General features: G+C 68.5%; 25 protein-coding genes. 22 read left to right on the top strand and 3 right to left on the bottom strand.

Going from position 1 to position 24,113, the window contains the following annotated elements:
• Positions 1-56: 56 nt before the first annotated feature.
• The 16 genes from ACBI99_RS15675 (at position 57) to ACBI99_RS15600 (ending at position 17,636) form a co-directional block, all read left to right on the top strand.
• Complete coding sequence (locus tag ACBI99_RS15675; protein ID WP_219504481.1) at positions 57-1,301, top strand: geranylgeranyl reductase family protein; 1,245 nt, start codon at positions 57-59, stop codon at positions 1,299-1,301.
• 67 nt (positions 1,302-1,368) lie between these two features.
• Entirely contained in the window at positions 1,369-1,764 is a 396-nt protein-coding gene (locus ACBI99_RS15670; protein WP_219504483.1) for an NADH-quinone oxidoreductase subunit A, read from the top strand.
• Between the two features lie 2 nt (positions 1,765-1,766).
• Positions 1,767-2,318 carry an NADH-quinone oxidoreductase subunit B family protein gene (locus tag ACBI99_RS15665; RefSeq protein WP_219504486.1) on the top strand — a complete coding sequence of 184 codons (552 nt, stop codon included), beginning with the start codon at positions 1,767-1,769 and terminating at the stop codon, positions 2,316-2,318.
• Entirely contained in the window at positions 2,315-3,010 is a 696-nt protein-coding gene (locus ACBI99_RS15660; protein ID WP_219504488.1) for an NADH-quinone oxidoreductase subunit C, read from the top strand. Before ACBI99_RS15665 ends, ACBI99_RS15660 begins: the two co-directional genes overlap by 4 nt.
• 46 nt (positions 3,011-3,056) lie before the next feature.
• Positions 3,057-4,382, top strand: a complete 1,326-nt coding sequence (locus ACBI99_RS15655) for an NADH-quinone oxidoreductase subunit D (protein WP_219504490.1) — start codon at positions 3,057-3,059, stop codon at positions 4,380-4,382.
• Complete coding sequence (gene nuoE, locus ACBI99_RS15650; protein WP_219504492.1) at positions 4,379-5,035, top strand: NADH-quinone oxidoreductase subunit NuoE; 657 nt, start codon at positions 4,379-4,381, stop codon at positions 5,033-5,035. The genes ACBI99_RS15655 and nuoE overlap by 4 nt, the downstream gene beginning before the upstream one ends.
• Positions 5,032-6,321 (top strand): NADH-quinone oxidoreductase subunit NuoF, encoded by a 1,290-nt coding sequence (nuoF, locus tag ACBI99_RS15645; RefSeq protein WP_375072580.1) that lies wholly within the window; start codon positions 5,032-5,034, stop codon positions 6,319-6,321. Before nuoE ends, nuoF begins: the two co-directional genes overlap by 4 nt.
• Positions 6,318-8,705 (top strand): NADH-quinone oxidoreductase subunit G, encoded by a 2,388-nt coding sequence (locus tag ACBI99_RS15640; RefSeq protein WP_375072579.1) that lies wholly within the window; start codon positions 6,318-6,320, stop codon positions 8,703-8,705. Before nuoF ends, ACBI99_RS15640 begins: the two co-directional genes overlap by 4 nt.
• The gene (nuoH, locus tag ACBI99_RS15635; protein WP_219504498.1) at positions 8,702-10,015 is read left to right on the top strand and encodes an NADH-quinone oxidoreductase subunit NuoH; all 1,314 of its coding nucleotides are present in this window, start codon (positions 8,702-8,704) and stop codon (positions 10,013-10,015) included. The genes ACBI99_RS15640 and nuoH overlap by 4 nt, the downstream gene beginning before the upstream one ends.
• Positions 10,002-10,517 (top strand): NADH-quinone oxidoreductase subunit NuoI, encoded by a 516-nt coding sequence (gene nuoI / locus ACBI99_RS15630; RefSeq protein ID WP_219504500.1) that lies wholly within the window; start codon positions 10,002-10,004, stop codon positions 10,515-10,517. The genes nuoH and nuoI overlap by 14 nt, the downstream gene beginning before the upstream one ends.
• The gene (locus ACBI99_RS15625) at positions 10,510-11,268 is read left to right on the top strand and encodes an NADH-quinone oxidoreductase subunit J (protein ID WP_219504501.1); all 759 of its coding nucleotides are present in this window, start codon (positions 10,510-10,512) and stop codon (positions 11,266-11,268) included. The genes nuoI and ACBI99_RS15625 overlap by 8 nt, the downstream gene beginning before the upstream one ends.
• Positions 11,265-11,561, top strand: coding sequence for an NADH-quinone oxidoreductase subunit NuoK (gene nuoK / locus ACBI99_RS15620; RefSeq protein ID WP_082309927.1), 297 nt, complete (start codon positions 11,265-11,267; stop codon positions 11,559-11,561). The genes ACBI99_RS15625 and nuoK overlap by 4 nt, the downstream gene beginning before the upstream one ends.
• A gap of 73 nt (positions 11,562-11,634) precedes the next feature.
• The gene (gene nuoL, locus ACBI99_RS15615; RefSeq protein ID WP_219504694.1) at positions 11,635-13,488 is read left to right on the top strand and encodes an NADH-quinone oxidoreductase subunit L; all 1,854 of its coding nucleotides are present in this window, start codon (positions 11,635-11,637) and stop codon (positions 13,486-13,488) included.
• Positions 13,488-15,053, top strand: a complete 1,566-nt coding sequence (locus tag ACBI99_RS15610; protein ID WP_375072578.1) for an NADH-quinone oxidoreductase subunit M — start codon at positions 13,488-13,490, stop codon at positions 15,051-15,053. Before nuoL ends, ACBI99_RS15610 begins: the two co-directional genes overlap by 1 nt.
• Complete coding sequence (gene nuoN / locus ACBI99_RS15605) at positions 15,050-16,636, top strand: NADH-quinone oxidoreductase subunit NuoN (protein WP_219504506.1); 1,587 nt, start codon at positions 15,050-15,052, stop codon at positions 16,634-16,636. Before ACBI99_RS15610 ends, nuoN begins: the two co-directional genes overlap by 4 nt.
• A 10-nt stretch (positions 16,637-16,646) precedes the next feature.
• Entirely contained in the window at positions 16,647-17,636 is a 990-nt protein-coding gene (locus ACBI99_RS15600) for a polyprenyl synthetase family protein (protein WP_219504508.1), read from the top strand.
• On the opposite strand, the gene rarD is transcribed toward ACBI99_RS15600, so the two are convergent.
• Complete coding sequence (gene rarD / locus ACBI99_RS15595) at positions 17,604-18,530, bottom strand: EamA family transporter RarD (protein WP_219504509.1); 927 nt, start codon at positions 18,528-18,530, stop codon at positions 17,604-17,606. The two genes, ACBI99_RS15600 and rarD, sit on opposite strands and share 33 nt — an antisense overlap.
• A 114-nt stretch (positions 18,531-18,644) precedes the next feature.
• Between rarD and msrA the strand changes: the two genes are divergently transcribed.
• Complete coding sequence (gene msrA, locus ACBI99_RS15590; protein ID WP_375072577.1) at positions 18,645-19,304, top strand: peptide-methionine (S)-S-oxide reductase MsrA; 660 nt, start codon at positions 18,645-18,647, stop codon at positions 19,302-19,304.
• A 352-nt stretch (positions 19,305-19,656) separates the two neighbouring features.
• On the opposite strand, the gene ACBI99_RS15585 is transcribed toward msrA, so the two are convergent.
• The gene (locus tag ACBI99_RS15585) at positions 19,657-20,157 is read right to left on the bottom strand and encodes a helix-turn-helix domain-containing protein (protein WP_375072576.1); all 501 of its coding nucleotides are present in this window, start codon (positions 20,155-20,157) and stop codon (positions 19,657-19,659) included.
• Positions 20,158-20,461: 304 nt separating this feature from the next.
• Here ACBI99_RS15585 and ACBI99_RS15580 point away from each other — a divergent pair, with 304 nt between their 5' ends.
• The 5 genes from ACBI99_RS15580 (at position 20,462) to ACBI99_RS15560 (ending at position 22,387) form a co-directional block, all read left to right on the top strand.
• Positions 20,462-20,773, top strand: a complete 312-nt coding sequence (locus tag ACBI99_RS15580; protein ID WP_219504514.1) for a hypothetical protein — start codon at positions 20,462-20,464, stop codon at positions 20,771-20,773.
• A complete protein-coding gene (locus ACBI99_RS15575) occupies positions 20,749-21,165 on the top strand; it encodes a type II toxin-antitoxin system VapC family toxin (RefSeq protein WP_219504516.1) in 417 nt (138 codons plus the stop codon). Before ACBI99_RS15580 ends, ACBI99_RS15575 begins: the two co-directional genes overlap by 25 nt.
• 349 nt (positions 21,166-21,514) lie before the next feature.
• Positions 21,515-21,862, top strand: coding sequence for a type II toxin-antitoxin system RelE/ParE family toxin (locus ACBI99_RS15570; protein ID WP_375072575.1), 348 nt, complete (start codon positions 21,515-21,517; stop codon positions 21,860-21,862).
• Positions 21,862-22,161 (top strand): helix-turn-helix transcriptional regulator, encoded by a 300-nt coding sequence (locus ACBI99_RS15565; protein WP_219504518.1) that lies wholly within the window; start codon positions 21,862-21,864, stop codon positions 22,159-22,161. Before ACBI99_RS15570 ends, ACBI99_RS15565 begins: the two co-directional genes overlap by 1 nt.
• 49 nt (positions 22,162-22,210) lie before the next feature.
• Positions 22,211-22,387: a hypothetical protein gene (locus ACBI99_RS15560; RefSeq protein ID WP_375072574.1), complete on the top strand. Its 177-nt coding sequence runs from the start codon at positions 22,211-22,213 to the stop codon at positions 22,385-22,387.
• A gap of 721 nt (positions 22,388-23,108) precedes the next feature.
• On the opposite strand, the gene ACBI99_RS15555 is transcribed toward ACBI99_RS15560, so the two are convergent.
• A complete protein-coding gene (locus ACBI99_RS15555; protein ID WP_375072573.1) occupies positions 23,109-24,074 on the bottom strand; it encodes an ankyrin repeat domain-containing protein in 966 nt (321 codons plus the stop codon).
• Between the last annotated feature and the right edge of the window lie 39 nt (positions 24,075-24,113).

The raw sequence follows: 24,113 nt of genomic DNA, 5'->3' as shown, positions 1-24,113 counted from the left end.
ACGAAGGCGAGACACCCCGAGGCCAGGCCTTCGAGCGTGTAGGACAGGACAGTCCAGTGACCGTGCCAGCAGTTGACGCTGACGTCATCGTCGTCGGCGCCGGTCCCGCCGGATCCGCGACCGCCTTCTACCTGGCCCAGGCGGGTCTCGACGTGCTGGTCCTGGAGAAGACCCGCTTCCCCCGGGAGAAGGTCTGCGGTGACGGCCTGACCCCGCGAGCCGTCAAGCAGCTCCTCAACATGGGCGTCGACGTCGACGCCCCCGGCTGGGTGCGCAACAAGGGCCTGCGCGTCGTCGGCGGCGGCCTGCGCTTCGAGCTCGACTGGCCCAAGCTTGAGCGCTTCCCCGACTTCGGTCTCGTACGGACCCGCCAGGACTTCGACGAGATCCTGGCCGCCCACGCGGTCAAGGCCGGCGCGCGCCTGATGGAGGGCGTGACCGTCACCGGGCCGGTCCTCGACGACCGCAGCGGCCACATCACCGGCGTCACCACGAAGGACGGCACGGTCTACCGCGGCCGGCTGGTCGTGGCCGCCGACGGCAACAGCACCCGGCTGGCTCTCGGCATGGGGCTGCAAAGGCGCGAGGACCGCCCGATGGGCGTGGCCGTGCGCACCTACTTCACCAGCCCGCGCCACGACGACGACTACCTGGAGACGTGGCTGGAGCTGTGGGACGACCAGACGCTGCTGCCCGGCTACGGCTGGGTGTTCGGCGTCGGCGACGGCACCGCGAACGTGGGGCTCGGCCTGCTCAACACCAGCACCCACTTCAAGAACATCGACTACCGCGACCTGCTGCGCCGGTGGTGCCGGTCCATGCCCGCCGAGTGGGGCTTCACCGAGGAGAACATGACGGCCCCCATCCGCGGCGCCGCGCTCCCGATGGCCTTCAACCGGCAGCCGCACTATACGCGCGGCCTCCTGCTCGCCGGCGACTCCGGCGGTTCGATCAACCCGTTCAACGGCGAGGGCATCGCCTACGCCATGGAGACCGGCGAGATCGCCGCCGAGGTCGTCGCCAAGGCCCTCAAGGGCACCACCCCGGCGCAGCGAGAACGTGTCCTGCGGACGTATCCTCAGACGTTGAAGGACGCCTATGGCGGATATTTCACGCTGGGCAGGTTGTTCGTGCAGGCGATCGGGAAGCCGGGTGTGATGAGCTTCGGCACCAGGCACGGGCTTCCCCACCCGAGGCTGATGCGCTTCGCGCTCAAACTCCTTGGTAATCTCACCGACCGGCGAGGCGATGCGTCGGACAAGATCATCAACGCACTCTCGAAGGTCGCGCCACGAGCATGAATCCCACACCCATCCATAGATCAGGCTGCGCGCCCGCGCGCGCGGCGACTCCGGAGGAGGCGTAGCGATGGACCTGTACGTGCCCATCCTGGTGCTCGCCGTTCTCGCGGGGGGCTTCGCGATCTTCTCGGTCGCCATCGCCCCCTTCACCGGTCCCAAGCGCTGGAACCGCGCGAAGCTTGACGCCTACGAATGCGGCATCGAGCCGACGCCCCAGCCTGTCGGTGGCGGACGGTTCCCGCTCAAATACATGATCACGGCGATGCTCTTCATCGTCTTCGACATCGAGATCATCTTCCTCTACCCGTGGGCGGTCTCGTTCGCTCCGCTCACCAACGACGCGGGCAGCGTGATCTCCTCCGGCCTCGGGGTGTTCGCGCTCGTCGAGATGCTGCTGTTCATCGTCACCGTGCTCGTGGCCTACGCGTACGTGTGGCGCCGCAAGGGTCTGGACTGGGACTGAAAATGGGACTTGAAGAGAAACTCCCCAGCGGGTTCATCCTCAGCACGGTCGAGCAGGCCGCGGGCTGGGCGCGCAAGAACTCCGTATGGCCCGCCACCTTCGGGCTCGCCTGTTGCGCCATCGAGCTGATGGCCACCGGTGGCCCCCACTACGACCTGGCGCGCTTCGGCATGGAGCGCGCTTCGGCGTCTCCCCGGCAGGCCGACCTGATGATCGTCGCCGGTCGCGTGTCGCAGAAGATGGCTCCCGTCCTGCGGCAGATCTACGACCAGATGGCCGAGCCCAAGTGGGTCATCGCCATGGGCGTGTGCGCCTCCAGCGGCGGCATGTTCAACAACTACGCCATCGTGCAGGGCGTCGACCACATCGTGCCCGTCGACATCTACCTGCCCGGCTGCCCGCCGCGCCCGGAGATGCTCATCGATGCGATCGTCAAGCTGCACGACAAGATCCAGAACATGAAGTTCGGCGCGCACCGGGCCAAGCAGATCGAGGACCTCGAGCTCAAGGCGCTGCGCACGCTGCCGCTGATCGACCAAGGGGCCGCCAAGTGACCTCCCCTGACAACCTCCCCGAGGTCCCCGGCGCCGAGGTGCCCGAGGTCGCCAAGACCCCGGAGGCGCCCGTCGCCCGGCGCGGCATGTTCGGCGCCGCCGACTCCGGCGACACCTCCGGCTACGGCGGCCTCGTCGTCCGCCGCGCGCCGCAGATCTCCACGCCGCGCCCGTACGGGGGCTACTTCGACGAGCTCGTCGACGCCCTCGGCCTCGACGACGCCATCGAGCGCGTGGTCGTCGACCGCGGCGAGCTGACCCTGCACGTCAAGCGGGAGCGGCTGGTCGAGGTCTGCCAGAAGCTGCGCGACGACGCGGCGCTGCGCTTCGAGCTGTCGCTGGGCGTCACCGGAGTGCACTACCCGCACCTGGCGGGCGAGGAGCTGCACTCGGTGATCCACCTGTGCTCGATCACCCACAACCGGCGCGTCCGCGTCGAGACGAGCTGCCCCGACGCCGACCCGCACATCCCGTCGACCGTCGGCGTCTACCCGGGCCACGACTGGCACGAGCGCGAGGCGTACGACTTCTTCGGGATCATCTACGACGGCCACCCGGGCCTGACCCGGATCATGATGCCGGACGATTGGGACGGGCACCCCCAGCGCAAGGACTACCCGCTGGGCGGCATCCCGGTCGAGTACCGCGGGGCGACCATCCCCTCGCCCGACCAAAGGAGGTCGTACGCGTGAGCGAGTTCTTCGAGCAGCGCGTTGACGACCGGAGGGAGGATCACGCGTGAGCACCGCATATGACGAGGCGACCGAGGGCAAGGTCTACTCGGTCACCGGCGCCGACTGGGACGAGGTCGTCAGCGGGGTCCGCGACTCCGACGACGAGCGCCTGGTCGTCAACATGGGCCCGCAGCACCCGTCCACGCACGGCGTGCTCCGCCTGGTCCTGACCCTCGACGGTGAGACGGTCACCGAGGCGCGCGGCGTCATCGGCTACCTGCACACCGGCATCGAGAAGAACATGGAGTACCGGACGTGGACGCAGGGCACCACGTTCGTCACTCGCATGGACTACCTGTCGCCGATCTTCAACGAGACGGCCTACTGCCTGAGCGTGGAGAAGCTGCTCGGCATCGAGGACCGCATCCCGGACCGGGCGCAGGCCATCCGCGTCATGATGATGGAGCTCAACCGGATCGCCTCGCACCTGGTCGCGATGGGCACGTTCGGCATGGAGCTCGGCGCGACCACGCCGTTCCTGTTCGGCTACCGTGACCGCGAAATGGTCATGGAGCTGTTCGAGTACATCACCGGACTGCGCATGAACCACGCCTACGTGCGGCCGGGCGGCGTCAGCGTCGACCTGCCCGCCGGAGCCGTGGACAAGGTCGGCGAGTTCCTCAAGGAGATGCCCAAGCGGATCAAGGACATCCGCAAGCTTCTCGACGAGAACCCGGTGTACGTCCGCCGCACCAAGGACGTCGCCTACCTCGACCTGACCGGCTGCATGGCGCTCGGCATCACCGGCCCCATCCTGCGGGCCGCCGGCCTGCCGTGGGACCTGCGCAAGTCGCAGCCCTACTGCGGTTACGAGACCTACGAGTTCGACGTGGCGACCCAGCGCGGCTGCGACGTCTACTCCCGCTACCTCGTGCGCATGCAGGAGATGGAGGAGTCCCTCAAGATCATCGAGCAGGCCCTGGACCGGATCGCCGGCCCGCTCAAGGGCGACCCGGTGATGATCGAGGACAAGAAGATCGGCTGGCCCGCGCAGCTCGCGCTCGGCCCCGACGGCTTCGGCAACTCCCCCGACCACATCGCGCACATCATGGGCAGCTCCATGGAAGCCCTGATCCACCACTTCAAGCTGGTGACGGAGGGCTTCCGCGTGCCGGCCGGCCAGGCCTACGCGCCGATCGAGTCGCCCAAGGGCGAGCTCGGCGCGCACGTCGTCAGCGACGGCGGCACCCGGCCCTACCGCGTCCACTTCCGCGAGCCGTCGTTCTGCAACCTGCAAAGCTTCCCCGCCATGGCGGAGGGCGGCCAGGTCGCCGACGTGATCGCCGCGGTGGCTTCTATCGACCCCGTCATGGGAGGTGTGGACCGGTGACTTATTCACCGGAAGTCCGCGAGCGTCTCGAACGCGACGCCAAGGAGATCATCGGCCGTTACCCGAAGACGCGGTCGGCGCTGCTTCCGCTGCTGCACCTGGTGCAGTCGGAGGACGGCTACGTCTCCGACGACGGGCACGAGTTCTGTGCGGAGATGCTGGGCCTGAGCAAGGCGGAGGTCGTCGGCGTCTCGACCTTCTACACCATGTACAAGCGCAAGCCCGCCGGCGAGTTTCACGTCGGCGTCTGCATCAACGCGCTCTGCGCCGTCATGGGCGGCGACGAGATCTGGGACGAGCTGTCCGAGCACGTCGGCGTCGGCCACGAGGAGACGACCGGCGACGGCAAGATCTCGCTGGAGCGCCTGGAGTGCAACGCGGCCTGCGACTTCGCCCCGGTCATGATGGTCAACTGGGAGTTCTTCGACAACCAGACGCCCGAATCGGCCAAGCAGCTCGTCGACGACCTGCGTGACGGCAAGGACGTGCGGCCCACCCGCGGTCCGAAGAAGCTGTGCACGTTCAAGGAGGCGTCGCGGGTGCTCTCCGGCCTGCCCGACGAGCTGGCGGGCGACGGCCCCTCGGCCGCCGGCCCCTCGCTGGAGGGCCTCAAGCTGGCCAAGGCCAACGGATGGAAGGCCCCCGAGGCATGAGCACGACCCTGACACCGGTCCTGACCGCCAACTGGGACCGCCCCGACTCCTTCACCATCGACGGCTACGGGCCGTACGAGGCGGCCAAGAAGGCGCTGGGCATGGACCCGGACGCCGTCATCCAGGCCGTCAAGGACTCGGGCCTGCGCGGCCGCGGCGGCGCCGGCTTCCCCACCGGCATGAAGTGGGGCTTCATCCCGCAGGGTGACGGCAAGCCGCACTATCTCGTCGTCAACGCCGACGAGTCGGAGCCGGGCACCTGCAAGGACATCCCGCTCATGATGGCCAACCCGCACTCGCTGGTCGAGGGCGTCATCATCACGGCGTTCGCGATCCGCGCCAACCACGCCTTCATCTACGTGCGCGGCGAGGTGCTGCACGTCATCCGGCGGCTGCACGCGGCCGTGCGCGAGGCGTACGAGAAGGGCTATCTCGGCAAGGACATCTTCGGCACGGGCTACGACCTGGAGCTCGTCGTGCACAGCGGCGCCGGGGCGTACATCTGCGGCGAGGAGACGGCGCTGCTGGACTCGCTGGAGGGCTTCAGGGGTCAACCGCGGCTCAAGCCTCCGTTCCCGGCCGTGGCGGGCCTTTACGCCTCGCCTACTGTCGTGAACAACGTCGAGTCCGTGGCCAGTGTTCCCTCGATCATCGCCAACGGGGCCGACTGGTTCGCCGGGATGGGCACCGAGAAGTCCAAGGGCTTCGGCATCTTCTCGCTGAGCGGCCACGTCACCAGGCCGGGCCAGTACGAGGCTCCGCTCGGCATCACGCTGCGCGAGCTGCTCGACATGGCGGGCGGCATCCGCGCCGGGCACCGGATCAAGTTCTGGACCCCGGGCGGCTCGTCCACGCCGATCTTCACCGACGAGCACCTCGACGTGCCGCTCGACTTCGAGGCGGTCGGCGCGAAGGGCTCCATGCTCGGCACCCGGGCGCTGCAGATCTTCGACGAGACCACCTGCGTGGTCCGCACGGTGCTGCGCTGGACCGAGTTCTACGCCCACGAGTCGTGCGGCAAGTGCACGCCGTGCCGTGAGGGCACCTACTGGCTCAAGCAGGTGCTCAAGCGCCTGGAGAAGGGTCAGGGCACCGAGGAGGACCTGTCGACGATCACCGACATCGCCGACAACATCCTGGGCCGCTCGTTCTGCGCGCTCGGCGACGGCGCCACCAGCCCGATCCACTCCTCGGTGAAGTACTTCCGCGAGGAGTACCTCAAGCACTTCGAGGTCGGCGGCTGCCCGTTCGACGCGAAGAAGTCCACTCTGTGGGGTGACCAGTGACCGTGACAGAAACTGAGACCACCCTGGTGACCCTCACGATCGACGGGTTCCAGGTCAGCGTCCCCAAGGGCACGCTGATCATCAGGGCGGCCGAGCTGCTGGGCATCCAGATCCCCAGGTTCTGCGACCACCCGCTGCTCGACCCGGCGGCCAACTGCCGCCAGTGTCTCGTCGACATCCCCGACGCCGGCAACGGCCGCGGCTTCCCCAAGCCGCAGCCGTCGTGCGCGATCGAGGTCGCCGAGGGCATGGTCGTGCAGACCCAGCTGACCTCGCCGGTGGCGGAGAAGGCGCAGCGGGCGGCGATGGAGTTCCTGCTCCTGAACCACCCGCTCGACTGCCCGGTCTGCGACAAGGGCGGCGAGTGCCCGCTGCAGAACCAGGCCATGTCCAACGGCCAGGGCGAGTCGCGCTTCCAGGAGCAGAAGCGGACGTTCGCCAAGCCGCTGCCGCTGTCCACCCAGGTGCTGCTCGACCGCGAGCGCTGCGTGCAGTGCGCGCGCTGCATCCGCTTCTCCGACCAGATCGCCGGTGACCCGTTCATCGAGTTCTTCGAGCGCGGGGCCAAGGAGCAGGTGGGCGTCGCCGACGGCGAGCCGTTCCAGTCCTACTTCTCGGGCAACACGGTGCAGATCTGCCCGGTGGGCGCGCTGACCGGCGCCGCCTACCGGTTCCGGGCCCGCCCGTTCGACCTGGTGTCCACGCCGAGCGCGTGCGAGCACTGCGCCTCCGGGTGCAGCCTGCGCACCGACCACCGGCGCGGCCGCGTCACCCGCCGCCTGGCGGGCAACGACCCGCAGGTCAACGAGGAGTGGAACTGCGACAAGGGCCGCTGGGCGTTCACCTACGCCACGCAGCCCGACCGGCTCAGGACGCCGCTGGTCCGCAATGAGGAGGGCGTGCTGGAGCCCGCCTCCTGGCCGGAGGCGCTGAGCGTCGCCGCCCAGGGCCTGGCCGCCGCCCGCGGCAAGGCCGGCGTGCTGGTCGGCGGCCGGGTCACGGTCGAGGACGCCTACGCCTACGCCAAGTTCGCCCGGCTCGCGCTCGGCACGAACGACGTCGACTTCCGCGCCCGGCCGCACTCCGCCGAGGAGGCCCGCTTCCTCGCGCACGCGGTCGCCGGCAAGGGGATCGAGGTCTCCTACGCCGACCTGGAGAGCGCCCCCGCGGTGCTGCTCGTCGGGTTCGAGCCCGAGGAGGAGTCGCCGATCGTCTTCCTGCGCCTGCGCAAGGCGTGGCAGAAGCGCGGCCTCAAGGTCACCGCGATCGCCCCGTTCGCCACCAACGGCCTGGCCAAGATGGGCGGCACGCTCATCCGCACCGCGCCGGGCGGGGAGGCCGACGCGATCGGCGACCTGGTCGGCACGCTGGCCGAGGGCACGATCGTGCTCGCCGGCGAGCGCCTGGCGACCGTCCCCGGCGCGCTGTCGGCGCTGGTCCGGCTGGGCGCCGCCTCCGACGCCCGCATCGCCTGGGTCCCGCGCAGGGCCGGCGAGCGCGGCGCGGTCGAGGCGGGCGCGCTGCCCAACCTGCTGCCGATCGGCCGCCCGGTCGACGACGAGAGCGCCAGGGCCGAGATCGCCCGCGCCTGGAACGTGTCCTCGCTGCCCGCCACCCCGGGCCGCGACACCGACGCGATGCTCGCCGCCGCCCGTGACGGGGAGCTCGACGCGCTGGTCGTGGCCGGCGTCGACCCCTACGACCTGGCCAACCCGGTCGCCGCGCTGGAGGCGCTGGAGAACACGCCGTTCATCGTCAGCCTGGAGACGCGCGCCAGCGCCGTCACCGACCGGGCCGACGTGGTGCTGCCGGTCGCCACCGTGCAGGAGAAGAGCGGCACGTTCGTCAACTGGGAGGGCCGGGGCCGCTCGTTCGAGGCCCCGCTCAAGGTGCCCGGCCTGCGCAGCGACCTCGCGGTCGTCGGCGACCTGGCCGACCGCATGGACGTGCACCTGGGCCTGCCGGACGCCAAGGCGGCCCGGCGCGAGCTGTCGGGCATCGGCTCCTACCGGGGCACCCGCGTCGCCGCGCCGAGCGTCGGCGCCGGCTCGCCCGCCGCCCCCGCCGCCGGCGGGGCCGTGCTGGCGACCTGGCACCTGCTGCTCGACGACGGCCGCCTCCAGGACGGCGAGCCGTACCTGGCCGGCACCGCGCGGGCCGCCGAGGCGCTGCTGTCGGAGAGCACGGCCGCGGAGATCGGCGTCGCCGACGGTGACAAGGTCGTCGTCGGCGGGCCCGGCCCGAACGCGGTCACGCTGCCCGTCCGCATCGCCGACCTGCCCGACCGCGTGGTCTGGGTGCCGTCGAACTCGGGCGGCTGCTCGGTCACGCGCGACCTCGGCGCGGTGGCCGGCGACATCGTCACCATCGGGAGCGCCTCATGACCTTCGTTCTCGCGGCCAGTCCGACCGTCGAAGACTTCGGCAAGGACCCGCTCTGGATCACCATCATCAAGGCGGTCATGCTGTTCGCCTTCCTGATGCTGGGCATCCTGTTCGGCGTCTGGTTCGAGCGCAAGCTCATCTCCCGGATGCAGAACCGCTACGGCCCCAACCGGGCGGGCAAGTTCGGCCTGCTCCAGTCGGTGGCCGACGGTCTGAAGATGGGCCTGAAGGAGGACATCTTCCCGCGGACCGTGGACAAGGTGCTCTACCTGCTGGCCCCGGTCATCATGGTGATCCCGGCCTTCCTGGCCTTCTCCATCGTGCCGTTCGGGCCGATGGTGAACCTGTTCGGCGTGCAGACGCCGCTCCAGCTCGTCGACCTGCCGGTGGCCGTGCTGTTCATGCTGGCCATGGGCGCCGTCTCGGTCTACGGCGTGGTGCTGGCCGGCTGGTCGTCACGCTCGCCGTACGCCCTGCTCGGCGGCCTCCGGTCGGCGGCGCAGGTGGTCTCGTACGAGATCGCGATGGGCCTGTCGTTCGTGGCGATCTTCCTGTTCGCCGGGACGCTGTCCACCTCGGAGATCGTCGGCGCGCAGCAGCAGACCTGGTACGCCGTGCTGTTGCTGCCGTCGTTCCTGGTCTACGTGGTCTGCATGTTCGGCGAGGCCGCGCGCATCCCGTTCGACCTGCCCGAGGGTGAAGGCGAGCTGGTCGGCGGGTTCCAGACGGAATACTCCTCGTCGCTGAAGTTCGCCCTGATCATGATGGGCGAATACCTGCACACCTTCACCGCCTCGGCCATCGCCGTGACGCTGTTCATGGGCGGCTGGCGGGCACCGCTCCCGATGAGCTGGGAGTGGGCGCACACGGGCTGGGTTCCGGTGCTCTGGTTCTTCATCAAGTTCGTGCTGACGTTCTGCTTCATCGTCTGGGTGCGCGCCTCGCTGCCGCGTGTCCGGTACGACCAGCTGATGTCGCTGGGCTGGAAGGTCCTGATCCCGGTCAACCTGGCGTGGATCCTTCTCGTCGCCGCCGTTCGCAACATCATCTACGTGAACAACGGCACGTTCGAGGGGAGCATCTACGTCTCCGCCGGGCTCGGCGCGATCGTCGTCATCGGGGCGCTGGCCATCTGGATGCGGTTCGACACCGTGAACCAGCGGCGCAAGGAAGCCAGGAAGGCGGAGGTCGAAGCCGAGTTCGAGGAGCTGTCCAACGAGCCGACGGCAGGCGGCTTCCCTGTGCCGCCGCTCGATCTGCCGCACTACCACGGGGTGCAGCACAAGGAGATTCCCAGTGGGACTAACTGATTGGCTGAACCCCGTCAAGGGCTTCGGGGTCACCTTCCACACGATGTTCAAGAAGCCCGTCACGACCAACTACCCGGAGGAGAAGAAGCCGACGGCTCCGCGCTTCCACGGGCGGCACCAGCTCAACCGCTGGCCTGACGGGCTGGAGAAGTGCGTCGGCTGCGAGCTGTGCGCGTGGGCGTGTCCGGCCGACGCCATCTACGTGGAGGGCGCGGACAACACCGACGAGGAGCGCTTCTCGCCGGGCGAGCGCTACGGCCGCACCTACCAGATCAACTATCTGCGGTGCATCCTGTGCGGCCTGTGCATCGAGGCGTGCCCGACCCGGGCGCTCACCATGACCAACGAGTACGAGCTCGCCGACAGCAACCGCGAGAGCCTCATCTACACCAAGGAGATGCTCCTCGCGCCGCTCACCCAGGGCATGGAGCAGCCGCCGCACCCCATGCGGCTCGGCGAGACCGAAGAGGACTACTACCGGCTGGGACGGACCAATGGGTGAGACCATCACTTTCTGGGTGCTCGCCGTCGTGTCCGTCGGCGCCGCGCTCGGCGTGGTCTTCAACCGGAAGGCCGTCTACTCGGCGCTGATGCTCGGCACCGTGATGCTCTGCCTCGCGGTCCTCTACGCCGTGCAGGACGCGCCCTTCCTGGCCGCGGTGCAGATCATCGTCTACACCGGCGCCGTCATGATGCTGTTCCTGTTCGTGCTCATGCTGGTCGGCGTCGACTCCTCCGACTCGCTCGTGGAGACGCTCCGCGGCCAGCGGTTCTGGGCGATCATCGCGGGCGTCGGATTCGCCGCGCTGATCATCCTGGCCGTGGGCAACGCGATCTTCGCGCCGCAGACGGGCCTGGCGATGGCCACCGGTCAGGGCGGCTACATCCGCTCGATCGCGCTGCTGCTGTTCACCAAGTACGTCTTCGCGTTCGAGGTCACCTCGGCGCTGCTCATCACCGCCGCGCTCGCCGCGATGGTGCTGGCGCACCGCGAGCGGCTGGCCAAGAAGGCCACGCAGAAGGACCTGTCCAAGGCCCGCTTCCTCGGCGACCGCCCGTCGCCGCTGCCCGGCCCGGGCACGTACGCGACCGGCAACGCCATCGACATGCCGGCGCTGCTGCCCGACGGGTCCGTGGCCGAGTCCTCGGTCAACCGCTACATCGCCCGCTACGACGTGGAGCATGGGCACCTGCCCGAGGACCCCAAGCTCGCCGAGGCCATCAAGCACCGGGCCGAGGAGGAGTCCAAGTGACGACGCATTACCTCATCCTGTCGGGCCTGCTGTTCGCGATCGGCGCCATGGGCGTGCTGATCCGGCGCAACGCGATCGTCGTGTTCATGTGCGTGGAGCTCATGCTCAACGCCTGCAACCTGGCGTTCGTCACGTTCGCCAGGCAGGTCGGCAACCTCGAAGGCCAGATCATCGCGTTCTTCGTGATGGTGGTGGCCGCGGCCGAGGTCGTGGTCGGCCTGGCAATCATCGTGACGATCTTCCGAACCCGCAGGTCCGCGTCGGTCGACGACGCCAACCTGCTGAAGTACTAAGAGGTGACTGGTGGAATCTCCTGCTGAGATCATCCAGCACACCGCTGGTGGCGCGATCGGCGTGTCCTGGCTGATGATCGCCCTCCCGTTGCTGGGGGCGTTCATCCTGCTGGTGTTCAACCGGTTCACCAACCGGTGGGGCCATCTGCTGGGCGTGGCCATGTCCCTCGCCTCGTTCGCCGTGGCGGTGCTGGCGTTCGTCGAGTTGCTCGGACTCGGCGAGGATCAGCGCCGCAGGGCCGTGCGGCTGTACGAGTTCATCCCCAGCCTGAAGCTCGACATGGGGCTGCTCGTCGACCCCCTGTCGGTCAGCTTCGCGCTGCTGATCACCGGTGTCGGATCGCTGATCCACATCTACTCGATCGGCTACATGTCGCACGACCCCGACCGGCGCAGGTTCTTCTCCTACCTGAACCTGTTCGTCGCCGCGATGCTCCTGCTGGTGCTGTCCGACAACTACGTCGGGCTGTTCATCGGCTGGGAGGGCGTCGGCCTGGCCTCGTACCTGCTCATCGGGTTCTGGCAGTTCAAGCCGTCGGCGGCGGTCGCGGCGAAGAAGGCGTTCGTCGTCAACCGCGTCGGTGACTTCGGGCTGCTGGTCGGCATGTTCATCATCTGGACGTCGTTCGGCTCGCTGGCCTTCAAGGACCTGGGCGCCCAGCAGATCGGCACCGCCTCCGACGGCACGCTGACCGCCATCGGCCTGCTGCTGCTCCTCGGCGCGTGCGGCAAGTCGGCGCAGCTCCCGCTGCAGTCGTGGCTCCTGGACGCGATGGAGGGCCCGACCCCGGTCTCGGCCCTCATCCACGCCGCGACCATGGTCACCGCCGGCGTCTACCTGGTGGTCCGCTCGGGCGCGTTCTTCGAGGCGTCCGACGTGGCCTCGCTGGTCGTCACGATCGTCGGTGTGGCCACGCTGCTCGCCGGTGCGATCATCGGTTGTGCCAAGGACGACATCAAGAAGGGCTTGGCCGGCTCGACGATGTCGCAGATCGGCTACATGATGCTCGGCGCGGGTCTCGGCCCGGCGGGCTACGCCTTCGCCATCGCGCACCTGATCGCGCACGGCTTCTTCAAGGCCGACATGTTCCTCGGCGCCGGCTCGGTCATGCACGGCATGAACGACGAGGTCGACATGCGCAAGTACGGCGGTCTCCGCAAGTACATGCCGATCACCTTCGCCACGTTCATGGTCGGCTACCTGGCCATCATCGGCTTCCCGTTCCTGTCCGGCTTCTACACCAAGGACGGGATCATCGAGACGGCCATGGAGCACGGCGCCTGGATGGGCTGGCTGGCCGTCCTCGGCGCGGGCATCACCGGCTTCTACATGTCCCGCATGATCTTCATGACGTTCTTCGGCGAGAAGCGCTGGGAGAAGGACGCGCACCCGCACGAGTCGCCCTCGGTGATGACCGTGCCGCTGATCCTGCTGTCGATCGGCTCGATCGTGCTCGGCTACTTCCTCATCATGGACAACAGGCTCATGCACTTCCTGGCGCCCGCGGTGGGCATGCCGGAGCACGCGCCCGTCCCGCACGTGTTCAGCACCACCACGGTGGGTCTGTCCACGCTGGCGCTGGTGGCCGTCGGCGCGGCGATCGCGTGGATGAAGTACGGCCGCGCCCAGGTGCCGGCCGTGCAGCCGCGCGGCTCGTTCCTCACCACCTTCGCCCGGCGTGACCTGTACGGCGACGCGCTCAACGAATCGCTGTTCATGCGCCCCGGCCAGTGGCTGACCCGCATCGCGGTGTACTTCGACAACCGCGGCATCGACGGGCTGGTCAACGGCCTGGCCGCGGGCATCGGCGGGAGCTCAGGGCGCCTGCGGCGGCTCCAGACGGGCTTCGCCAGAACGTACGCGTTGTCCATCCTGATCGGCGCCGCCCTGCTGACCGGCGCCCTGCTCCTCGTTGGGAACATCTGATGTCGTCACTCTGGCTCCCGATACTCATGGCGGTGCCCGTGCTGGGCGCCATCGTGGTAGCGCTGCTTCCCAAGGGCAGCGACAAGCTGGCCAAGCAGGTCACGCTGCTGGTCTCGCTGGTCGTGCTGGCGCTGACGCTCGTCATGGCGTTCCAGTTCACCGGCGCCCCCGGTGACCGGTTCAAGTTCGCGGCCACGTACGACTGGATCCCGAGCTTCGGGGTGCACTTCGGGGTGGGCGTCGACGGCATCGCGCTGGTGCTGATCGCCCTGTCGGCCGTGCTGGTGCCGATCGTGGTGCTCGCCTCGTGGCACGACGCCTCCGGCGTCAAGGCCGCCGACGGCACCGTGGTCGCGCCCAAGCGGTCGGTCAAGACGTACTTCTCGCTGCTGCTCGTGCTGGAAGCGATGATGATCGGCGTCTTCGCGGCGACCGACATCTTCCTGTTCTACGTCTTCTTCGAAGCCATGCTGATCCCGATGTACTTCATGATCGGGTCCTATGGCGGGGCGCAGCGGTCCTACGCGGCGGTCAAGTTCCTGCTGTACTCGCTCTTCGGCGGCCTGCTCATGCTGGTCGCGGTCATCGGCCTGTACGTCGTCGCGGGCAAGGGGACGTTCATGTTCCCCGAGCTCGTCGGCGCCATCCAGGACCCGGTGACGCAGAAGTGGCTGTTCGCGGGCTTCTTCATCGCCTTCGCCATCAAGGCGCCGCTCTGGCCGGTGCACACCTGGCTGCCCGACGCCGCCGCGCAGGCTCCGGCCGGCGCCGCGGTGCTGCTGGTCGGCGTGCTGGACAAGGTCGGCACGTACGGAATGCTCCGGTTCTGCCTGGAGCTGTTCCCCGACGCCGCCAAGGCGTTCACCATGCCGATCATCGTGCTGGCGGTCATCAGCATCATCTACGGCGCGATCGTGGCCATCGGCCAGACCGACATGAAGCGCCTGATCGCCTACACGTCGATCTCGCACTTCGGCTTCATCGTCATGGGCGTGTTCGCGATGTCGCAGGTGGCCCAGGAGGGCGCCGCCCTCTACATGGTCAACCACGGCTTCGCGACCGGCGCGCTGTTCCTGGCGGCCGGGTTCCTCATCGCCAGGCGCGGCTCCCCGCACATCGCCGACTACGGCGGCGCGCAGAAGGTCACGCCGCTGCTGGCCGGCTTCTTCCTGGTCGCCGGTCTGGCCGGGCTCTCGCTGCCGGGGCTGTCCTCGTTCGTCAGCGAGTTCATGGTGATGATCGGCACCTACTCCAGCCCGGCGTTCGGGTCGGGGGCGCTCACCGTCGCGGCGATCGTCTCCGCGCTGGCCGTCATCCTGGCCGCCGTCTACATCCTGTGGATGGTGCAGCGGACGCTCAACGGGCCGACCGCCGAGCCGGTCAAGGCGTTCAAGGACCTGAACGCGCGCGAGGTGTGGGTGCTCGCGCCGCTGGTCGCCCTGATCATCGGCTTCGGGTTCTTCCCCAAGCCGCTGCTCGACGTGATCGCACCCGCGGTGACCAGCACGCTGTCCAACGTGCAGGTCGACAACCCGGCTATCGCTGAGAAGGGAGCCGGTCAGTGAACAACGTCATCGAGGCGCCGACGATCGAGTACGGCACGCTGGCGCCGCTGCTGCTCGTGTTCGCGGCCGCCGTCGTCGGCGTGCTGGTGGAGGCGTTCGCGCCCCGCTACCTGCGCAGGTCCATCCAGGTGCCGCTGACGCTGCTCAGCCTGGTCGGCGCGTTCGCGCTGGTGCTCGTGACCGTCGTCGGCGGCGGCGTGCCGACCGAGCCGGTCGCGATGGGGGCGCTCGCGGTCGACGGGCCGGCGCTGTTCATCTGGGGCGTCATCCTCGTCCTGTCCATCGTCTGCGTGCTGCTGATCAACGACGAGGGTCACTTCGTCGCCTCGGCGGCGTCGGTGCCCGGCAGCGCCGACGAGGAAGAGGCCGAGCGGGCCGGCAGCGCGCACACCGAGGTCTACCCGCTGGCGCTGTTCGCGGTGGGCGGCATGCTCATGTTCCCCGCCGCGAACGACCTGCTGACCATGTTCGTCGGCCTTGAGGTCATGTCGCTGCCGCTGTACCTGCTGTGCGGCCTGGCCCGGCGTCGCCGCCTGCTCTCGCAGGAAGCCTCGCTGAAGTACTTCCTGCTGGGCGCGTTCTCCTCGGCGTTCTTTCTGTACGGCATCGCGATGCTGTACGGCTACGCCGGGACCGTGTCGCTGGCCGGGATCGGCCAGGCCATGACGACCGGGGCCGCGCTGGACCCGCTGCTGCTGATCGGCTTCGCGCTGGCCGGCGTGGGCCTGCTGTTCAAGATCGGCGCGGCGCCGTTCCAGGCGTGGAAGCCGGACGTCTACCAGGGCGCCCCGACGCCCATCACCGCCCTCATGGCCTCCGGCACGCTGGTGGCCGCCGTGGGCGCGCTGCTGCGCGTCTTCTGGGTGGCGCTGGGCAACCTCGACTGGAACTGGCGTCCGGTCATCTGGGTCATCGCGGCCCTGACGATGATCGTCGGCGCGGTGCTGGCGATCACGCAGACGGACATCAAGCGGATGCTCGCCTACTCCTCGATCGCGCACGCCGGCTTCCTGCTGGTGGGCGTCATGGCCACCTACTCGGCCGCCGAGGGCAACGCGGTGTCGCTGCAGGCGATCCTGTTCTACCTGCTCGTGTACGGCATCACCACGGTCGGCGCGTTCGCCGTGGTCACGCTGGTACGCGATCCCGGCGGCGAGGCCAACCACCTCTCCCGCTGGGCGGGGCTGGGCAAGCGGTCGCCGATCCTGGCCGGGGTGTTCGCCTTCTTCCTGCTGGCGTTCGCTGGAATCCCGCTCACGAGCGGCTTCTTCGGCAAGTACGCGGTCTTCACGGCGGCGCTGGGCAGCGCCTCCGAGGCCGGCGACTCGCTGGGCGGCTGGATGACCGGACTGGTCGTGGTCGGCGTCATCGCCTCGGCGATCGCCGCGTTCTTCTACGTCCGCGTCATCGTGCTGATGTTCTTCAGCGAGCCCGCGGCCGACGGCCCGGCCATCGCGATCCCCAGTGCGGGGACCGTGGCGGTCATCGCGGTCTCGCTGCTGGTTACGGTAGGAGTCGGGCTGTACCCGGAGCCCGTGCTCGACCTTGCCCAGCAGGCTGCATCTGGCCTTTTCGTTAGATAGGGGATCCCATATGTCCGCGCCTCCCGTTGTTGACCTTCCCATCGAGGACGAGCGGTTGGCGCAGGACGTGTCCAACGGGCTGGCCGCGGTGGAGAAGCTGCTGCGCTCGTCGGTGGAGAGCGAGGACGCCTTCGTCACGGAGGCGTCCAAGCACCTCATCGAGGCCGGTGGCAAGCGTTTCCGCACGCTGATGGTGCTGCTGGCGGCCCAGTTCGGCGACCCGTCGGCGCCGGGCGTGGTGCCCGGCGCCGTGGTGATCGAGCTGACCCATCTCGGGTCGCTCTACCACGACGACGTGATGGACGAGGCCCCGGTGCGCCGGGGCTCCCCGTCGGCCAACGCCCGGTGGGACAACACCGTGGCCATCCTGACCGGCGACTACCTGTTCGCCCAGGCTTCCGATCTGCTCGCCGACCTCGGCCCCGAGCTGATCCGGGTCCAGGCGCAGACGTTCTCCCGCCTCGTGCAGGGGCAGATCCGCGAGACCATCGGCCCTCAGGCCGGTGACGACCCGGTGGCCCACTACATCAGCGTGCTGGCCGACAAGACCGGCTCGCTCATCGCGGCCTCGGGCCGCTTCGGGGCGCTGCTGTCCGGTGCTCCCGCCGACGTGGAGGAGCGGCTGAGCCGGGCCTGCGAGGCGATCGGCGTGGCCTGGCAGCTCGGCGACGACCTGCTGGACGTGGCCTCCACCTCCACCGAGTCGGGCAAGACGCCCGGCACCGACCTGCGCGAGGGCATCAAGACGCTGCCGGTGCTCTACGTGCTGGCCTCCGACCCGTCGTCGCGGCTGGCCGAGCTGCTGTCGGGGCCGGTGGCCGAGTCGGACCTGGACGAGGCGCTGACGCTGCTGCGGGCGCACCCGGCGATGGCTCAGGCGCGGGCCGAGCTGGACGCGTGGGTGGACCGGGCTCGGCACGACATCTCCGGCCTGCCTGACATCCCGGCCAAGTCCGCCTTTTTGGCGCTATGTGACTACGTGGTCGAGCGGTCGGGCTGACGCCTTCTTCTTCGGCCGCCGCGCCCGTGCCGCGCGGAAGCTGTCGTACGTGAAGATCGCCAGCGCGATCCACACGATGGCGAAGCCGGCCCACCGGCTCGGCGGCATCGTCTCCTTGGCGATCAGCACCCCGACCAGGAACTGCAGCACCGGCGCGATGTACTGAAGCAGCCCGATCGTGCTGAGCGGCACCCGGATCGCCGAGGCGGTGAACGCCAGCAGCGGCAGCGCCGTGATCACCCCCGCCCCCACGAGCAGCGCGGCGTGCCCCGCCCCCAGGGTGCCGAACGTCGACTGCCCCTGCTGCTGCAGGAACGTCAGATACGCCAGCGCCGGCACCAGCAGCACGAGCGTCTCCACGGTCAGGCTCTCGGCCGCCCCCACGTTCGCCTGCTTCTTGACCAGCCCATACACCGCGAAGCTCACCGCCAGCACCAGCGCCATGTACGGCGGCCGCCCGTAGTTGACGGTCAGCACCAGCACCGCCAGCGCCCCGAACCCCACGGCCGTCCACTGCAACGGCCGCAGCCGCTCCTTCAGCAGCAACACCCCGAACAGCACGCTGACCAGCGGGTTGATGAAGTAGCCCAGCGCGCTCTCGACCACGTGGCCGGTGTTGACCGCGTAGATGTACGTGCCCCAGTTGACCGTGATCACCACCGCGGCCACGGTCAGCAGCCCGAGCTTGCGCGGCTGCCGTACCAGCTCCTTGACCCACGACCAGTGCCGGCGCACGAGCAGCACCGCCACGACGGCGACCAGCGACCAGACGATGCGGTGCGCGAGGATCTCCACCGCCCCGGACGGCTTCAGCAGCGGCCAGTAGAGGGGGAACAGTCCCCACATGGCATAAGCGGCCACCCCGAACAGCACACCGCGTCGCAAGTCAGGCATGTCCCCTATCTTCGGGCATTACCATGCTTAAACACAAATGTGCACATCTATACGGGACTATGTAGAAGGTGTTAAGCGTTGTGCCCTCTGTAGAGTGAACCGTGGAGGTGCGCTATGGGTTGGCTGTTCGGAACCAAGACATCGATGGTCAGTCGCGAGGACGCCCTGCCGGGCCGCCCCGACCCGATCCCCGTCCCCGCCCGCCACGCCGTCCTCGACGCCCCGCTGGCCCCGCCCTACCCGCCGGGCGTGGAAGTCGCGGACTTCGGCCTGGGCTGCTTCTGGGGCGCGGAGCGCAAGTTCTGGCAGACGCCCGGCGTCGTCACCACGGCCGCCGGCTACCAGGGCGGCTACACCCCCAACCCGACGTACGAAGAGGTCTGTAGCGGCCGCACCGGACACACCGAGGTGGTGCGCGTCGTCTTCGACCCGGCCGTGATCTCGTACGAGGAGCTGCTGAAGGTCTTCTGGGAGGCGCACGACCCCACCCAGGGCATGCGCCAGGGCAACGACGTCGGCACCCAGTATCGGTCGGCCGTCTACTACCACTCGCCGGAGCAGCAGAAGGCCGCCGAGACCTCGCGCGACGCGTACCAGAAGGTGCTGACGGAGGCGGGCTACGGCGCCATCACGACAGAGGTGGCACCGGCGGGGCCGTTCTACTTCGCGGAGGACTACCACCAGCAGTACCTCTTCAAGGTGCCCGACGGGTACTGCGGGATCGGCGGCACAGGCGTGAGCTGCCCTGCGGGGCTGACCTCCGGCGACGCGTAGACCTGGGGGGAGATAGTTGGATCGTGGCCCATGGTCGCCGATACGTTCGGCGTCGATGATGGGCCAGCGCTGTCTTGGGGTACAGCCTTCACTACGAGGTTGTGGCGGCGACGGCTGCGCGCCGCCAGCGCGGGCGGCAGCACGGCCGCCTTCCCGCCGGGCGTGCGGCCTTGGGGACTGTCCCGGCGGAGAGAGGCCAAGCCGCCCGTAGTCAGGTATACGGGCCCAGCCGCCCTATTTTAGATCGCTTCACGGGTTGCCAGAGCGGCTGATGCTCGATGGAGGCTGAGGGCGATCGACGCTCCAGGGCTTCGTTCCTCAGTCTTGCCCCACCGCATCAGCCGTCGTTCGGCTAGTGAAGTTCTGCGCGCGCGATCTCAAGCATCGTCCATTCGTCGAACGACATCTCGTAGACGGAAGAAAGCGCCTTTAGGGTTTGGGCGCTCGGAACGGCCAGCGCATGTTCGAAGTCGTTGATCGTCGCTTCCGCGATCCCCGACTGGGCTGCGGCCTCTTCCCGTGAAAGGCCGGCCTTCTCGCGTATGTCGCGAAGTTGCGCGGCCAGTCGTCCTTCGGGGCCTTCGGGGAGCCTGGACGGCTCGGGGGGCGCTGACTGCGATTTCTTGTTCGTCTCGGAAGCGACCGGCGACGAGTTCACCAAGGCCGTGACCCCGCCGGACAGCAGCCCGAGAAAGAGCAGCAACAGCACCAACAAAAACACACCGGACATGCCGGCGTCGGAACCGACGACGGGCGCGGGAGCGACGGCGGCGGAACCGCGTCGCGTGTGGGCCCTAACTCGAACGGTCTTGCCGCTCCTGAGGCGCCGCAAGTGGGATCGTACGGAAACCATGGTGCGAGGGTAAATGGCACATCCGACACTTCTCGCCGAGAGCAAATAGGGGTAAGTGAAGTACATCGATTTGGTAAGCCGGGCCTTCCTTCACAGAGAGCTTAGGGTGTGTTAAGGAGCGTCCTCTATTGCGAATAGGGTGTACCAGTACGAGGGGGTCGCTCTTTCATGCCTCGCTTCCCGGCGCTGGCTCACTGCTGGCTCACTGGGCTGCCCAACGTGTGGCGGCGGGGAGGTGCTGTGCGGCTGACCGGCAGCCAGGGCGGAGTCAGCATTTTGCTACTTCGAGTAGTAAACTCAGGCCATGAGCATGCCAGAACGAGACTTCGGGCCGGGGGACGGTCCGGCTGCCAAGGTCAGTGTGTCTCTGAGAACGGGCAACATCCGCGCTGTCCGAGAGCGGGTCGGAGCCCGCGGGTTTTCCGCCTACGTTGATGCCGCTGTGGAGCGTCAGATCGAGCGGGACCTTCTGGAGGAAGCCCTGCAGGTGAACGAGGCCGCCTCCGGGCCTATCCCGCAGGACTTGCGTGACGAGGCGGCGGAGTTGTTCCGCCACGTGAAGTCCGCGCCCGAACTCCAAGAGGAGGACTCATGGCGCGCGCACGAAGCCGGTTGAGCGCGGGCACCGTCGTCCTCGATTGCGAGGGGCTGGTGAAGTGGTGCGAGGCCGACCAGCGGGTGACGGCGTTCGTCAGGGAGGCGCAGGACAACGATTTTCGGGTTGTGGTCAGCGCCATGACGCCGATCGAGGCGCAAGACGTTCGGGTCAAAGGGGATCGTCTCAGGTGGTATCTGTCCCGGTTGAAGATCGAACCGGTGACCGAGGACATCTCCTCGCGAGCGATCGAGCTTCTTCGAGATGCCCGGCTGCATGGGCACAAGTACGCCATTGACGCCGTGGTCGCGGCCACCGCGCTGCGTTCGGTGCGCCCTGCCGTCGTCCTGACGTCTGATGAGGACGACATGAGCAAGCTGTGCGGGAAAGCAGTGCAGGTGGTCGCTGTCTAGGCTGCGTGAGGGCCGCACGGATGTCGGCGGCACCGCGGTTGTCGTCGGCGTCGGCCTGTCGTAGCCAGTTCTGCAGGCGCGACCGGCTGACGCGCAGGTCTTGGCGAGCTGGACGAGTGGTTTGTCGCCTTGGCGTGCGAGCTCGACCGCGCGGCGCCGGAACTCTGGTGGGTGAGGTGCGGGCCTGGGGGACATCCTTCTGCGGCACTGGCAAGGGCGCGGCCTGACCGGGCGGCTTGAGGCCCGGTGAGGCGTAGCGGTTTGCAGGGCGACTCGGGTACGTGACTCTTAGTAGCCGAATCCTGGTAATCGCAGGACGCTGTGCTCGCGCGGCCATAGCATCGTTGCTATGGCCTGGGGTACCGTGGAGCTCGAGCCGGAGGTTCGGGAGTGGCTGGAGAAACTATCGGCGGAGTCGTTCGCGCGTGCGGCTTTTTACATCGACTTGTTGGCGGCGGAGGGTCCGCTCTTCGGGGACCCATACACGCGACAGCTTGATGGCAAGCTGCGCGAGCTACGGTTCTACCTTGATGATCTGACCATGCGGATCAGCTACTGGATCGCACCGCAGCGGCGGGTCATCCTTCTGACCGTTTTCCGCAAAACGCGAATGAGGGAAGATCGAGAAGTTGACCGGGCGCGGCGGGCGCTGTACCGCTGTAGGGACGAGGCGCACTCGGTAGACGAGGAGTGGTGATGACCGAGCGGACCGATTGGGCCGATCTCCGGGATCGACGGCTGTCCGAGCCGGGTGCGGCCGAGGCTTACGATGCGACTCGTCTTGCCTTCGAACTCGGTCGGGCAGTGCGGCGCATGAGGGAATCCCGTGGCTGGAGCCAGAGCGAGTTGGCCCGGGCTGCCGACATGACGCAGTCGGCCGTGGCTCGTTTCGAGGCTGGAGGCACCGTTCCGACGTTGCCGGTCCTCGAGCGCCTGGCCCGAGCTCTGGACGCCGATCTGGAAGTACGGATCCTTCCACGTGCTCCTGCGGCCTGAGGGTGAACCGTGGGTTCGCCACCTGGCTCCCGACGAACTTCGTGCTTTCATGCTGGAGCTCGGCGGAGCACTTTCCGACGAGGCCGAGCCGGACGTCGACGCCACCAGCCAGGAGGTCATTGCGGGCTGGCGGGCCACTGCCAGGATCAAGGCGGATCCTGCTCACTATGCCGAGGCGCGTAAGGGAACGAGCGGTGATTTCGGGCCGGTGCAGGTTTCTGCGTGAGGCTGTGGCCAATACGCGTCGGTGCTTCGAGATCCTGCGGCTTGATCCTCGAACGGGCGCGGGTCATGATCGACAACATCGGCTACGTGGCGACCTCGCGATTCATCGTCACAACAGCAAGGATCTGGAGCAGTGGGAGTTCGAGGTCACCAGCGGCGGACGCGTCCGCTACGTCATCGATGACGACGCTCGTACCGTCTGGGTGATCTACGCACCTCGACACCCTAAGGACACCGAGTAGGCGGCTGTTGTCGCATGAGGTTTCGGGCTGTAAGGCTCGATCCTGAGGAGGGCAGGTTGCCCGGACGTGAATCACAGGCCGGTGAGCTGGGTCATGGCGTTCTCTGGGCACTCAGGCGGTGGGAGGAGCTGATCGAGGACATGGAGGGGTGGCCTGGTCAGGGCTCTTGCATGGTCTATGAGTACCTCGATGATCTGACCTGTCGGGATGCTCTGGAGGACTGCTGCGAGACTCTGCGCGGGGCGGCTCGCGCCAGGGTCGTCAGCAGGCTGAGCCGTCTCGACGACCGCTATCGCGCTGTGACGTACGACGACGGCGGGGGTGAGCTCGCTCAGTACTGGCGGGCTCTCGCCGAGGGGCGCGAGACCCGATGGTGGTGGACTCGAAGGCCGAACCATCTGCCTCCGGGCTGGTAGCCGCCCGTGGCGATGGCGGCGGCGTCCCTCCTCTGGGTGAGGTGGCCGCTGCGAAGCGGTCGGATCAGGGCCAGTAGTCGGCTTCTGGTAGGCGTAGGTGGGTGTCGGGGCTGGTGAGGGAGCGGGTGTCGGTGGGGCGGAGGGCGGCGGCGGCGAAGCAGTAGGCCTCGGCGTGGCCCTCGTACAGGAACTCGAGCAGGATCTCCTCGGCCGAGGCGTCCGGGGAGACGTTGCCGCCGCCCGGGTGGGTGTCCCAGTCGACGACCTCGCCGTCGCGGAAGACGCAGCCCTGGTTGCCGCTCTTGGGGTTGGCGAACATGCCGTACGCGACCGTGCCGGCGGAAAGGGCCTTCATGACGCCGGGGGCGTCGGCCATGTACCCGGACGCCTGGCTGACGACGCAGCCGCCGGGGACGTCGGTTACGCCGATGAGCCGCAGTGCCTCGTCGTGGAAGGGGTCTTCGAGGATCTCGTCCACCTCTGCCTCGTCGGCGGGTTCGGCGGCCAGGCGGCGTGCCGCTTCGGCGGCGGTGATGCCGCGGACGCAGGCCAGGCTGAAGCCGTCCTCGTCCTCCAGCTCGTCCAGCACGGCGATCAGGCGGTCGGCCTCGGCGACCGCGGCGGCCTCCGCCTCGGTCAGGCTCGGGTGACCCTGGGGGAAGGGGAAGAACAGGCCGGGGGTGGGGCCGGCCAGGCTGAGGCGGCCGGGCGACCAGCCGTTCATCATGGGGCGCCACGGGTCGGCTCCGGCGGCGACCAGGGCGCGGGCGATCCCGGGCCGCTTGTTGAAGACCGCATCCCAGAGCGCGGTGCGGCCCTCACACTCCGCGTCGACGTCGTCGACCCGGGCGGCCAGTTCGGCGATCACCTCCGGGGAGCCGCGTTCCGCCGCGGCGTGCAGGGGACGCGTGTACGGGTACGCCCCGTCGTTCGGGTCGGCGCCGGCGTCGAGCCTGGCGCGGACGAGGGCGAGGTCGTCCCAGGAGTGCCACCCCAGATCGGACCATCCGGCGGATGCGTTGGCGGTCATGACGGCTCCCTCGGGATCACGTGAGCGGATGCGAGCGGA

This window comes from Nonomuraea sp. ATR24 (genome assembly GCF_041950485.1).
GTDB lineage: Bacteria > Actinomycetota > Actinomycetes > Streptosporangiales > Streptosporangiaceae > Nonomuraea > Nonomuraea ceibae.
Note: the sequence above shows the minus strand (reverse complement) of the source record. Positions and strands in the feature narration are given on the sequence as shown.

Excerpts from the sequence above, each read along its gene's own strand:
- ACBI99_RS15625 (WP_219504501.1), top strand. The coding sequence starts at position 10,510 with ATGGGTGAGACCATCACTTTCTGGGTGCTCGCCGTCGTGTCCGTCGGC.
- ACBI99_RS15670 (WP_219504483.1), top strand. The coding sequence starts at position 1,369 with ATGGACCTGTACGTGCCCATCCTGGTGCTCGCCGTTCTCGCGGGGGGC.
- nuoF (WP_375072580.1), top strand. The coding sequence starts at position 5,032 with ATGAGCACGACCCTGACACCGGTCCTGACCGCCAACTGGGACCGCCCC.
- ACBI99_RS15565 (WP_219504518.1), top strand. The coding sequence starts at position 21,862 with ATGACCGAGCGGACCGATTGGGCCGATCTCCGGGATCGACGGCTGTCC.
- ACBI99_RS15555 (WP_375072573.1), bottom strand. The coding sequence starts at position 24,074 with ATGACCGCCAACGCATCCGCCGGATGGTCCGATCTGGGGTGGCACTCC.
- ACBI99_RS15575 (WP_219504516.1), top strand. The coding sequence starts at position 20,749 with ATGGCGCGCGCACGAAGCCGGTTGAGCGCGGGCACCGTCGTCCTCGAT.
- ACBI99_RS15580 (WP_219504514.1), top strand. The coding sequence starts at position 20,462 with ATGAGCATGCCAGAACGAGACTTCGGGCCGGGGGACGGTCCGGCTGCC.
- ACBI99_RS15600 (WP_219504508.1), top strand. The coding sequence starts at position 16,647 with ATGTCCGCGCCTCCCGTTGTTGACCTTCCCATCGAGGACGAGCGGTTG.
- ACBI99_RS15570 (WP_375072575.1), top strand. The coding sequence starts at position 21,515 with ATGGCCTGGGGTACCGTGGAGCTCGAGCCGGAGGTTCGGGAGTGGCTG.
- ACBI99_RS15610 (WP_375072578.1), top strand. The coding sequence starts at position 13,488 with ATGTCGTCACTCTGGCTCCCGATACTCATGGCGGTGCCCGTGCTGGGC.
- ACBI99_RS15560 (WP_375072574.1), top strand. The coding sequence starts at position 22,211 with ATGCTGGAGCTCGGCGGAGCACTTTCCGACGAGGCCGAGCCGGACGTC.
- msrA (WP_375072577.1), top strand. The coding sequence starts at position 18,645 with ATGGGTTGGCTGTTCGGAACCAAGACATCGATGGTCAGTCGCGAGGAC.
- nuoL (WP_219504694.1), top strand. The coding sequence starts at position 11,635 with ATGATCGCCCTCCCGTTGCTGGGGGCGTTCATCCTGCTGGTGTTCAAC.
- rarD (WP_219504509.1), bottom strand. The coding sequence starts at position 18,530 with ATGCCTGACTTGCGACGCGGTGTGCTGTTCGGGGTGGCCGCTTATGCC.
- ACBI99_RS15665 (WP_219504486.1), top strand. The coding sequence starts at position 1,767 with ATGGGACTTGAAGAGAAACTCCCCAGCGGGTTCATCCTCAGCACGGTC.
- nuoH (WP_219504498.1), top strand. The coding sequence starts at position 8,702 with ATGACCTTCGTTCTCGCGGCCAGTCCGACCGTCGAAGACTTCGGCAAG.
- ACBI99_RS15585 (WP_375072576.1), bottom strand. The coding sequence starts at position 20,157 with ATGGTTTCCGTACGATCCCACTTGCGGCGCCTCAGGAGCGGCAAGACC.